This window comes from uncultured Dialister sp. (assembly GCF_900541605.1).
In the GTDB taxonomy this organism is placed as follows: Bacteria; Bacillota; Negativicutes; order Veillonellales; family Dialisteraceae; genus Dialister.
Genome location: NZ_UQKJ01000062.1, coordinates 1 through 11,050 on the forward strand (window position 1 = coordinate 1; position 11,050 = coordinate 11,050).

An 11,050-nucleotide genomic window follows, 5' to 3' on the forward strand; every position below is an offset into this window, starting at 1 on the left:
CTGGACAGTTTTCCTGGCAGCTAGCCGCTAGTAGCTAAAAGCTCCATACGAATGACTCTACCCGTCAGCGCCGAACACACCAGCTCGACAAACTGAAATATCGCGTTCTTACTCAAAATATAAAAGGAGGAGCTCCGAAGAGCTCCTCCTTTGGACTTTACTGTGCCTTCAGTCCGCCGTGCAGTTTCATCTTTCTTGCCCGGCAGGCAGGACATTCACCGTCCCCGCCGCCACAGCAGCTTCCGCCGCCCAGGGTGACCCGGTAAATATGCCGGCAGGCCAGGACGAAAAGGACTGCAATCACAGCTAAAACAGCATAGGTTCCTATACTCATGGGAAGGCCTCCTTCCAAACAGAAAACATCAGGAATTACAGGAAAACATGGACGTTCAGGCTTTGGCTCCGGCGCCTTCCACCGTTTCCTCTTTCACCTTAGGTGCCGGACGGCAGATGAAGTACAGTCCCACCAGGCAGAGGATGATCGCCAGGACCTGGGAAATACCGAAGTCAAAACCGTAGAACAGCCAGCCGCCGAGATTGTAGGCGATAAAGGCCAGGGAGTATCCCAGGATGACCTGGAAACCGATGGCCAGGCCGGCCCATTTCTTATCGCCCATTTCCCTGGCAATGGTGGCCATAGCCACGATGCAGGGCGGGTCGAAGAGGTTCAGAATCATATAGGAGAAAGCGGCAATGGGGGTGAACATACCGGAGATACCGGCCATCACCATTTCATCTTCCGCATCCTTGGCTACACCATTCAGTACAGCCAGGGTGCCGATGGCATCTTCCTTGGCCATTTCTGCAGAAATGACAGCCACCGCGCCCTTCCAGTCACCCAGGCCCAGGGGTGCGAAGATCCAGGAAATCATATGGCCAAAACCGGCAAGCATGGAATCTTCGATGTCATCCACCATATCCATGGTGATATTGAAGGAAGAGAAGAACCAGATAATCACGCATACAGCGAAGATAATAGTCCCCGCTTTGATGATGAAGCCCCGGGCTCTTTCCCACATATGGATGAGGACGCCCTTCAGGGACGGTACATGATAAGCCGGAAGCTCCATGACGAAGGGAGCCGGGTCACCGGCGAATACGGATGTCTTCTTCAGGGCAATGCCGGCGAGTACGATGACCGCAATGCCGAGGAAGTACATGGACGGCGCCATGAGAACGGAATCGGGGAAGAAGGTAGATGTAATCATGGCAATGATTACGGCCTTGGCAGAGCAGGGGATGAAAGTACAGAGCATAATGGTCATCCGCCGGTCCCGCTGGTCCTCGATGGTCCTCGTTGCCATAACTGCCGGCACGCCGCAGCCGCTGCCCACGAGAATCGGGATGAAAGACTTCCCGGACAGGCCGAATTTACGGAAAATCCGGTCCATAATGAAGGCTACCCGGGCCATGTAGCCGGAATCCTCCAGCACGGAGAGGAAGAAGAAAATGGCGAGAATCTGGGGTACGAAACCAAGGACCGTACCTACGCCGCCGATGATACCATCTACCAGCAAACTTTCCAGCCAGTCCGGCGCTTCAATGGCTTCCAGGAAATCGGAAGCCGCATCGGTCACAATGCCGCCGAAGAAATCATCATTCACCCAGTCCGTCACCGGTCCGCCGATGATGGAGCAGGAAATGAAGTATACCACTGTCATGATGAGGAAGAAAATCGGAAGAGCCAGCACCCGGTTCGTCACTACCCGATCGATTTTATCGGATACCGTCATGGTGTGTCCGGCATGTTTCTTCTTCAGCACGGAGCTGATAATTTTAGCAATATATTCATAGCGCTGGTTGATGATGATGGATTCCGCATCGTCGTCCAGTTCATCTTCGCAGTCTTTGATGTGCCCTTCCAGATGGGATACCGTTTTCGGATCCAGCTGGAGAGCCGCCGTAGCTTCTTCATCCCGTTCAAAAACCTTGATGGCGTACCAGCGGAGGAACCGGTCTTCCACCTTCGGTGCAATGGTCTCTTCAATATGGGCAATGGCATGTTCCACGCTGCCGGTGAATACGGAAGGAAGGCGGACTTTCCGCTTTTCCTTTGCTGCGGCCACCGCCTTTTCGGCAGCTTCCATGCAGCCCTTTCCCTGGAGTGCAGAGATTTCCACCACTTCACATCCCAGTTCTTCACCCATTTTCTTCACATCGATGGTATCCCCGTTCTTTTTGACGAGATCCATCATATTGACCGCCATCACCACCGGAAGGCCGATTTCGATGAGCTGGGTAGAAAGGTAAAGGTTTCTTTCCAGGTTCGTGCCATCGATGATATTCAGGATGGCATCGGGCTGTTCATTGACCAAGTAATTCCGGGCCACCTTTTCTTCCAGTGTATAGGGGGAAAGGGAATAAATCCCCGGAAGGTCCTGGATGATGACATCGGGATGCTTCTTTAAAATCCCATCCTTCTTCTCCACCGTAACACCCGGCCAGTTGCCCACATATTGGGAGCTGCCGGTCAGTTCATTAAATAAAGTTGTTTTACCGCAATTTGGGTTGCCTGCAAGGGCAATTCTGATAGACATTCCTGCTGCTCCTTTCTTTTCTATCATTGTTCAGGATACTATATGGTTCCTATGCTTCCACTTCGATGGCTTCCGCTTCATTTTTGCGGATAGACAGTTCATAGCCCCGAATGGTCAGTTCTACCGGGTCTCCTAAGGGTGCCACCTTGCGTACGTAGATTTCCACGCCCTTTGTAATCCCCATATCCATGATGCGGCGGCGGAGCGCCCCTTCTCCATGGATTCGTTTTACCCGGGCCGTCTGGCCCACGGAGACATCTTTCAATGTTTTCATTCCCACTGCTCCTTAAAAATATATTTTCTGCGCCATAGACCGGTCCAGAGCCACCCGGCTTCCCTTCACCTGGACAATCAGGTTTCCTGCCATATGGCTGACGATGAGTACCGGTGTATCCACCACAAAACCCAGTTCCGCCAAATGCTGGCGGATATCCTCTTTCCCGGAAATGCGGCGGATCGTCACGGTGTCGCCTTCTTTTGCAAAAATGAGAGGCATCATCTGTTTCACCCCATTTCCTTTCATTGGATGCTCATAGGCTCATCATTACGGTCTTATAATAATGCTGCCGCATATAATTAGTCAATAGGACGAAATAATATTTAATGGTGACCCGTATTATTATTGCATGGTATACTTTCTTTAATTCGGATTTTTCTAATTATAGTATTTATTAAAGTTTAAAGTCGGTATATATAATTTATTAAATTATATATACTTATTTCGATATGCATGGTATACCATATGTAACTTATCAGATATCTTTACAGCATGTATGGAATAATTACGGAAATACAGGCAATAAAAAAGCGCCTGAAAAGACGCAAATAAAATGGAAATTCAGAAATGCAGAATGGTTGTGGCAGCGCACACAACGGGGAATCACTGCGAAAATATAATATACAGACTTCTCCCACACTGCGGCTTTTAAATCAATTTCTTCCGCAAGCCAAGGCAAAGCCTAAGCCCTGGCCGAAGGCCACAGACCATTCCTTCACAGTTTCCCTATTTTCTTGGCAAAGATTTCTGCATCCACCAGATCCTTCCGGTCTGGATGGCCTCTGTGGAAGAACAGGAACTTCCCATGGCAGTGGAATGTCCTGGTATCCAGGGTAATCCCCTTTTCTTCCAGGAGCTGCCTCACTTCTTCATCGCTTTTGCCGCCGGAAAGCATGGCGGTGCTGAAGAAAGCGGCCTTCCCTACCTTTGATGGATCTAAGGATTGGATAAAGGATTTTACATGGGGGTCGATGTGGCCCTTATAGACGCCGCTTCCGATGAAAAGGCTATCCACCCGTTTTTCCAGGCCCTTATCCGTTGTTTCCGCCCGTTCTCCCACTTCCCGGGCAATGGCCCGGGCCACTTTTTCCGTGGAACCCCCACGGCTGTAATACCGAACTGCAAATCTCATAGATCACGCCTTCTTTACTTCATTTTCTTATATACGCAGAAATCGTGGGGAATCGGTCCTTCCCCCGCCTTTTTGCTTACCAGATGCCACTCTTTCCCGTCGAAATCGGGGAAGAACGCATCGCCCTCACAGGATTTATGGACTTCCGTAATATACAGGGTATCGGCATAGGGAAAAAGGGTCCGATACATGTGTTCACCGCCGATGACAAAGTTTTCTCCTTCCGGCAGGGCGGAAAGGAGACTTTTCACATCATGGAAAAGGAGCACTCCTTCCGGTGCCCGGTAGTCCTTATTTCCCGTGAGCACGTAATGGACGCGCCCCGGAAGGACCTTCGGCAGGCTTTCAAAGGTTTTCCTGCCCATGATGATGGGATGGCCCATGGTCAGGGCTTTGAACTGCTTCAGATCATCGGACAGGTGCCAGATGAGGCGGTTGTCCTTCCCGATTACCCCGTTTTCACTGCGGGCCACAATAATAGAAAGGCTCATACCGACACCTCCATGGAAATCTTATCGTGGTGCCTGTAATTTTCAAGGACAATATCCTCCGGCTGGAAATCATAGAAATTCCGGATGTCCGGATTCAGTACCAGCTTCGGTGCCTCATAGGCTTCGGGCAGCCGTGCCAGCTGTTTTTTCAAAGCTTCCACATGGTTTTCGTAGATATGGGCATTATTGATGACATGGGTAAAGAGTCCCGGGCGGAGGCCGCTCACCTGGGCAATCATGCAGATCAGTGCGGCATACTGGGCCATATTGAATGGCACACCGAGGCCCATATCCCCGCTCCGCTGCACGAGCACGCAGTTCAGGCGTCCGTCTTCCGACACATCCCACATGGTAAGAAAGGCACAGGGATAAAGGGCCATATCCGGCAAATCCCCTGCATTCCAGAGATCCACCACCATGCGCCGGCTCTGGGGATCTTCCTTCAGCGTTTTCAAGAGATTGTCCACCTGGTGGTACTTGGCCAGCTGGTAGCCGTAGGCCTTTCCGATAGTCCCGTCTTCCCGCATCCATTCATCCCAGATATGGCAGTTCCATTTCTGCAGCAGCCGTACATCGTTGGACTGCTTCTGCCAGATCCAGAGAATTTCCTTCACCGCCGTCTTGAAAGCCACAAACTTCGTGGTGAGGATAGGAAACTCCTTTTCCAGATCAAACTGCATGATCTGATGGGGCAGCTTATAGGCAGGCATGCCGGTCCGGTTCTGGCCCAGCGCTCCTTTTTCCAGGATGTTTTTCACAATTCCCAGATATTCTGTATCAGCAAGACTCATAGGGTCCTCCTTTAATTAAATAATGATGGCAACGGGCAGACAGCCCATTGAACAGAATGCAGCAGTACAGCCAGGTCGGCATTGCTCACGCCTGCCAACCCGATGGCACCCCGGCAAGGCCATGGACCAAGGGGTACGCCAGGTCAATGGCTTTCTATTTTTGCATAGGTAACAAGAGCTTTCCGAAATTCCCCGGCCCACTCTTCTTTTATCCCGTCCAGGTCAGAGAGGTCTCCTCCCGCCAGGTCATGCAGGGCCCCATCAGGCAGGATATCCGCCGGAGAAACGTTGGCCCTGCGGGCCAGCCGATCCCTCACTTTTCCCAAAAACAGGAGCCGTGCACTTTCATCTACATCTGCCGGCAGCTCCGGATGGGCTGCTGCCTCCCGGATGAGACGGAGGAATGGCATACCATAGGCCGCGGCCTTCTTGCTTCCTATTCCCCGGATCTGCTTCAATTCTTCCGTATTGGAAGGACGCTGAAGGGCCAGGGAAGACAGCACTTCATCGGTAAATATGGATTTTGGCGCCTTATGGAGGCTGGCTGCCATGGATCTTCTCAGGTTTTTAAGGGCCTCAAGAAGGCTTTCATCGGAGTCTTCAGCTTCCTTTTCCTCTTCCGCCTCCGGTTCCTCCGTTTCTTCCCTCAGCACTTCCAAAAACCGGGGTCCATACTTCTGCAATTTGAAGGAACCAACCCCGCGGACTTCCTTCATGTCCTCCAGGGTCCGGGGATGGAGAAGAGCCATGTCTTCCAGTGTGGCATCGGAAAATACTACAAACGGCGGCACCGATTCCTCCCGGGCCAGGGAAGTCCGGAGTTTCCGCAGCTTTTCGAAGAGCCCGCCCTTTCGGATGGGATTCCTTTCCAGTTTCTTTTCCACCGCCGCATCGGCCATTACATCGCCGGCACCAAAGGCAAGGCCCATGACCTTTTCCTGCCCTGCCAGCACCGCCCGGGCCCGGTCCGTCAGTTTCAGAACTGCATAGGGCTCCCCCTCCCGTCGGAGATACCCATCGGCAATGTAATTATTGAGGGCGCTTTTGATATGTTTCACCCGCACAAAGGACAACTTGCCGTAGGTCGGCGTATCTTCCAGTTTCCTGTCCAGAATCACCTGGGAGTGGCTGCCGTGCAGCACATCCGCCACAATCTGGGCGCCAAACCGTTCGTGGAGCAGGGATACGGTCCGGAAAATAAGAGATGCCGTATCGGTGACATCCACCTTTCCTTTCCCGCTTTCACAGTTGCCGCAGTGTCCACAGGGTTCCTTCACTTTTTCTCCGAAGTAGGCAAGGATAAAATTCCGAAGACACGATGTGGTCTGGCAGTAATCCACCATGGCATTCAGCCGATGGTAATCCATCCTTTTCTGGTCCTCATCCTGCCCTCCCTGCTCAATGAGGTAACGCTGGATGCTGACGTCCCGGCCACTGTAAAGGAGAATACATTCTGCCCTGGATCCATCCCTGCCGGCACGGCCGGCCTCCTGGTAATAGGCCTCCAGACTTTTGGGCATCTGGTAGTGGATGACATAGCGCACATTGCTTTTATCGATTCCCATACCGAAGGCATTGGTAGCCACCATGACGTTCACCGTATCGAAGGAAAAATCTTCCTGCGCCTTCCGTCGGTCCTCATCATCCATACCCGCATGGTAGCGGCCTGCGCTGATTCCCCGGCGAACCAGCATATCATATACCTTTTCCACCGCTTTCCGGGTGGCGCAGTAAATAATGCCGCTTTCCTTCCGGTGGCTTTTTACATAGCGGAGGATAAAATCTTCCTTTCCTGACGATTCGATAACCCGGAACGACAGATTCGGCCTGTCCAATCCTGTACGGAATACCTGGGCCTTTTCCAGCCCCAGGCTTTTCTTCATGTCCGCCTCCACCACCGGCGTAGCAGTGGCAGTAAAGGCTGTCACCACCGGCCGCCGGGGCAGGCTGTCAATAAATGTCTTGATTTTCCGATAGGACGGTCGAAAATCATGGCCCCACTGGGATACGCAGTGAGCCTCATCAATGACTACCATGGACAGGGGCACCTGGGCAAGGCACTGGGTAAAATAGGAGGGCTCCAGTTTTTCCGGTGCCATGTAGAGCAGCTTGATCCGGCCCCGGTACAGGTTCCGAAGCCGCTCGATGGATTCATCATAGGGAATCGTACTGTTTACATAGGAAGCGGGAATGCCCTGTTCCAGGAGAGCCTCTACCTGGTCCTTCATGAGAGAAATCAGGGGTGAAATAATGATCGTGCCATGGGGGAACAGCAGGGCCGGTATCTGGAAACAGATGGACTTTCCGGCACCCGTAGGCATGATAGCCATAACGTCTTCTCCCCGGCAGGTGGCATCAATCACTTCCTTCTGCTTCGGCCGAAATGAATCATAGCCGAAATACTGTTTCAGAATATCCTGGGGCCCCACGATATTTCCTCCTTCCCTTCTTGTGTATCATTTCTATTATATCATGCCCCATACCTCCATTGGCACGGCTGTAAAAATTGCTGGCAGTCAGAGAATACACCCGGCGCTAAGAAATAATGGCACAGCAATGCCACCGGATAATAAATCGGTATCGCTTTATAATTTATCATGACATATCACCACGCCCCACGCCCGACTTTTCGCCAGTTCCCTGCATCACCATGCTGCATTTCTTCCCCTGAAAAGGAAAAGCTCTCCGAATCGAATTCAGAGAGCTTTTGTGAAAAGGAGTTCATTCCTTCAATTTGATGACTACGTAACGGTGCGGTGCTTCGCCTTCACTTTCCGTTGTCACGGCGCCATCGTCCTGGAGAGCCAGGTGGATGATCCGCCGTTCACCGGCTGCCATCGGTTCCAGACGAACTTCTTCCCCTGTCCGCTTTACCTTGGCTGCCAGCCTCCTGGCCAGGGCTTCCAGGGTATCCTTACGGCGTTCCCTGTAGTTTTCCACATCCAGGAGGATGAAATAATGATGGTGGAATTCCTTGCCTGCCGCCAGGTTTGTCAGGTACTGGAGGGCATCCAGGGTCTGTCCGTGTTTACCGATGAGAATCCCCAGTCCCTCGCCGTGGAGGTTGAAAAGAATCCGTTCTTCATTCATCATCCGTTCCATGGTCACATTGAGGTGCATGCCCTGGAACACACTTTCCAGGAATTTTTTGGCTTCATCGGCTGTCTTTTCCTGTTCTTCCGGATTGAAAACGAAATCTTCGGATTTCTTCTTCTCCTTTGCTTCCGGAGCAGCCGGTTCTTCCGGTTTTTCCTCCGGCTTCTCTTCTGTCTTTGGCTCTTCCGGCTTTTCTTCCGCCGGTTCTGCTTCCGGTTCTACAGCAGCCGGTTTTTCCTCTACCGCCGGAACTTCTGCAGCTTCCTTCGGTTCTTCTTTGGCCGGTTCTTCATCGGGGGCAGAAATATCTACCGCCGCCAGTTTCTTGTGGATAAGGCCGAAGAGGCCGCTGGAGGGCTGTTCCACTACATGAACGACAGCTTCTTCCCGGCTGATGCCCAGCTGCTTCAGACCTTCTTCTACGGCTGCATCAATAGTCTTTGCTGTGATTCTCACTGTTTTCATTTGGTTTCTTCAGCCTCCCCGGAATCTTTGACTTCTTTTGTATCAGAAGATGCTTTCTTGGAAGCCCCTTCTTTTTCAGGAGCGTCTGCAGCCTTTACAGGAGCCTCCGGCTTTTCCTCCTTTTTCTCAGGAGAAGCAGGAGCCTTGTCTGCAGACCCTTTATTTTCTTTTTTCTCCGCTGGTTCAGCGTTGTCTTTCTTCTTGACCACTTTCTTGATGATCCTCTTGCGGATAACCTTTTTCTTTTTCGTGGTTTTCAGGTTTTCCTGCTGCACATCGCCATGGACAGTGACTACGCCTTTTTTAGGAGTAGAACTGCCTTTGAAGCGGTCCACCATTTCTTCACGGAACATGATGGTCTGCTGTACGAGCTGGTACAGGTTCACCACAATCCAATAAATGACAAGGCCGCTCGGGAAATTGAGGGACATCCAGCCAATCATGAGAGGCATCACGATCAGCATGGTTTTCTGGTTCCCCGGTGCGTCTTTCGGCGTTGTCTGCCAGGAAATAATAAATGTGGATGCTGCAGAAAGGATAGGCAGGATATAGGTGCTGTCCGGTACTGCCAGACTTTCCAGCCACAGGAAACTTTCATGGGCCGGGTCATAGGGGAATCCCTGGAGAGCATAGTAAATGGACACCAGGAATGGCATCTGAATCAGCAGGGGAAGGCAGCCGGATGCCGGATTGGCTCCGTGTTCCTTGTAAAGCTTGCTCATCTCTTCCCGAAGTTTCTTCGGGTCATTCTTATACTTTTTCTGGATCTGCTGCATAAGCGGCTGGATTTCCTGCATGGCCTTCATGGATTTGATCTGTTTCACAGCCAGCGGAAGCAGCGCGGTCTTAATGATAATGGTCAGTACGATGATGGCGATCCCGTAGCTTGGGAATCCCAGGTCATCGGTCAGTTTGTAGACATATTCCAGGCATACACGCATAATGTCGGCCAGGAATCCCACCAGATTGCTCAAAAGGGGAATCTGAAAATCACTCATTGTTACTCCTTACACGGTCTTCATTTCAACCGTCCAATACCGGTCCTCTGCATTTCAAGGCCCGTGAGTTTTGGGACAAGACGGACACGCTGTCATAGGTAAATGATGTTATGGATACGGAAATACTGCCGTAATGGATGGGAAACGGAATCCCCGATTCCCTGTAAAAAAAGACCGACCAAGTACACCGGTCAGTGCTTCCTGGTAAAGAATCAAAAAAGCAGCCACATCACGGTAAAGGATCATAGCCGCCTTTGCAAAATGGATTGCAACGGATAATCCGCTTTACTGCGAGCCAGCTGCCTTTGAGGGCACCATATTTTTCTATCGCCTGCAGGGCGTACTCGCTGCAGGTCGGTGTAAACCGGCAGCACGGCGGCTTTAAAGGGGAAATGAAGGATCTGTAAAAACGGATCATTCCGATAAGTACAGTTTTCATATTACTGCTCCAATATCCCGGCCTTCCGCCATAACGCCAGTATTGCTTTTTCCGCTTCCCTGTAGCTTGCACCCGTCAGAAAGGGGCTTGCCAAGAGGATAGCTTCATGGTGAGGAGAAAGTTCATGCCGATGGAGGCGGTAAACCTCCTTCATCAGCCGTTTCGCCCGGTTCCGGGCAAAGGCATGACCAATCTTCTTCGTCGCCACAAAGCCGATGCGAACATCGCTCTTCCTGGACTTGACCAGGTAAAAGAGTCCTGCCCGGTTGCTGAAGCGCTTTCCCTGGCGATAAATTCTTCGGTAATCCCTGTTCTGTCGTATACGGGAAGAGCGGGGAAGACTGAAATCCGCCCTTTCCTTTTCCTCTGAATCAGGCACTTAATACCTTTCTGCCCTTTGCTCTTCTTCTCTTCAGAACAATGCGGCCTGCTTTTGTCTTCATACGAGCGCGGAATCCGTGGGTCTGTTTTCTCCAGTGATTGTTCGGCTGGAATGTCATTTTTGCCATGTGTCAACACCTCCTTACATGCTGGCAGTGCCATTTTTCGCACACCATAACAGAATAATTATATCCAAGTCGGCCCCCCCTGTCAATGAAATTTCCTTGACAAAATAGGATGAGGCCGCCTTGTGATAAAAGTCACAAATCAGATGCCTGTATATCTATTAAAGCCGCTCAGGGGGCTGAAGTGGTGCCGGGTGGAAATGGCCTGTGGCAAAGGGTGCTGCCCTTCAGCTGCTTTAAGGAAGCGCTGATTAAATCGCAGAGTCAGATTTCATAAGGATTTTTGTGCACTGCTTCGTCATAATCCTCCTTAAATAG

General features: G+C 51.4%; 12 protein-coding genes and 1 pseudogene. All 13 read right to left on the minus strand.

The features are described 5' to 3' along the window. Positions 1–157: 157 nt before the first annotated feature. The 13 genes and pseudogenes from QZR21_RS05615 to rpmH all read right to left on the minus strand — a co-directional run bounded on the left by QZR21_RS05615 (position 158) and on the right by rpmH (position 10,735). Complete coding sequence (locus tag QZR21_RS05615) at positions 158–334, minus strand: hypothetical protein (RefSeq protein ID WP_296096275.1); 177 nt, start codon at positions 332–334, stop codon at positions 158–160. A 55-nt stretch (positions 335–389) separates the two neighbouring features. After that, the gene (gene feoB / locus QZR21_RS05620) at positions 390–2,537 is read right to left on the minus strand and encodes a ferrous iron transport protein B (RefSeq protein ID WP_296096277.1); all 2,148 of its coding nucleotides are present in this window, start codon (positions 2,535–2,537) and stop codon (positions 390–392) included. A 49-nt stretch (positions 2,538–2,586) separates the two neighbouring features. After that, entirely contained in the window at positions 2,587–2,811 is a 225-nt protein-coding gene (locus QZR21_RS05625; protein ID WP_296096279.1) for a FeoA family protein, read from the minus strand. A gap of 12 nt (positions 2,812–2,823) precedes the next feature. Continuing rightward, positions 2,824–3,060: a FeoA family protein gene (locus tag QZR21_RS05630; RefSeq protein ID WP_296096281.1), complete on the minus strand. Its 237-nt coding sequence runs from the start codon at positions 3,058–3,060 to the stop codon at positions 2,824–2,826. A gap of 469 nt (positions 3,061–3,529) precedes the next feature. Further along, positions 3,530–3,946 carry a flavodoxin domain-containing protein gene (locus QZR21_RS05635; RefSeq protein WP_296974200.1) on the minus strand — a complete coding sequence of 139 codons (417 nt, stop codon included), beginning with the start codon at positions 3,944–3,946 and terminating at the stop codon, positions 3,530–3,532. Between the two features lie 14 nt (positions 3,947–3,960). Then, on the minus strand, positions 3,961–4,437 hold the full coding sequence (locus QZR21_RS05640) for a dihydrofolate reductase (protein WP_296096285.1): 477 nt from the start codon (positions 4,435–4,437) through the stop codon (positions 3,961–3,963). Further along, positions 4,434–5,228, minus strand: coding sequence for a thymidylate synthase (locus tag QZR21_RS05645; RefSeq protein ID WP_296096286.1), 795 nt, complete (start codon positions 5,226–5,228; stop codon positions 4,434–4,436). The genes QZR21_RS05640 and QZR21_RS05645 overlap by 4 nt, the downstream gene beginning before the upstream one ends. Before the next feature lie 143 nt (positions 5,229–5,371). Beyond that, on the minus strand, positions 5,372–7,657 hold the full coding sequence (gene recQ / locus QZR21_RS05650; RefSeq protein ID WP_296096288.1) for a DNA helicase RecQ: 2,286 nt from the start codon (positions 7,655–7,657) through the stop codon (positions 5,372–5,374). Between the two features lie 292 nt (positions 7,658–7,949). Further along, complete coding sequence (gene jag, locus QZR21_RS05655; protein ID WP_296096290.1) at positions 7,950–8,789, minus strand: RNA-binding cell elongation regulator Jag/EloR; 840 nt, start codon at positions 8,787–8,789, stop codon at positions 7,950–7,952. 344 nt (positions 8,790–9,133) lie between these two features. After that, positions 9,134–9,787 (minus strand): annotated as a pseudogene (locus QZR21_RS05660) (YidC/Oxa1 family membrane protein insertase); the annotation flags it as partial. Positions 9,788–10,016: 229 nt separating this feature from the next. Further along, positions 10,017–10,226, minus strand: a complete 210-nt coding sequence (gene yidD, locus QZR21_RS05665) for a membrane protein insertion efficiency factor YidD (protein ID WP_296096294.1) — start codon at positions 10,224–10,226, stop codon at positions 10,017–10,019. Between the two features lies 1 nt (position 10,227). Beyond that, positions 10,228–10,605 carry a ribonuclease P protein component gene (gene rnpA / locus QZR21_RS05670; protein ID WP_296096296.1) on the minus strand — a complete coding sequence of 126 codons (378 nt, stop codon included), beginning with the start codon at positions 10,603–10,605 and terminating at the stop codon, positions 10,228–10,230. After that, positions 10,598–10,735, minus strand: coding sequence for a 50S ribosomal protein L34 (gene rpmH / locus QZR21_RS05675; protein ID WP_008860520.1), 138 nt, complete (start codon positions 10,733–10,735; stop codon positions 10,598–10,600). Before rpmH ends, rnpA begins: the two co-directional genes overlap by 8 nt. Between the last annotated feature and the right edge of the window lie 315 nt (positions 10,736–11,050).

Bases quoted from the DNA above. Each gene is read 5' to 3' on its own strand.
- QZR21_RS05615 (WP_296096275.1), bottom strand. From the start codon at position 334: ATGAGTATAGGAACCTATGCTGTTTTAGCTGTGATTGCAGTCCTTTTC.
- feoB (WP_296096277.1), bottom strand. From the start codon at position 2,537: ATGTCTATCAGAATTGCCCTTGCAGGCAACCCAAATTGCGGTAAAACA.
- QZR21_RS05625 (WP_296096279.1), bottom strand. From the start codon at position 2,811: ATGAAAACATTGAAAGATGTCTCCGTGGGCCAGACGGCCCGGGTAAAA.
- QZR21_RS05630 (WP_296096281.1), bottom strand. From the start codon at position 3,060: ATGAAAGGAAATGGGGTGAAACAGATGATGCCTCTCATTTTTGCAAAA.
- QZR21_RS05635 (WP_296974200.1), bottom strand. From the start codon at position 3,946: ATGAGATTTGCAGTTCGGTATTACAGCCGTGGGGGTTCCACGGAAAAA.
- QZR21_RS05640 (WP_296096285.1), bottom strand. From the start codon at position 4,437: ATGAGCCTTTCTATTATTGTGGCCCGCAGTGAAAACGGGGTAATCGGG.
- QZR21_RS05645 (WP_296096286.1), bottom strand. From the start codon at position 5,228: ATGAGTCTTGCTGATACAGAATATCTGGGAATTGTGAAAAACATCCTG.
- jag (WP_296096290.1), bottom strand. From the start codon at position 8,789: ATGAAAACAGTGAGAATCACAGCAAAGACTATTGATGCAGCCGTAGAA.
- yidD (WP_296096294.1), bottom strand. From the start codon at position 10,226: ATGAAAACTGTACTTATCGGAATGATCCGTTTTTACAGATCCTTCATT.
- rpmH (WP_008860520.1), bottom strand. From the start codon at position 10,735: ATGGCAAAAATGACATTCCAGCCGAACAATCACTGGAGAAAACAGACC.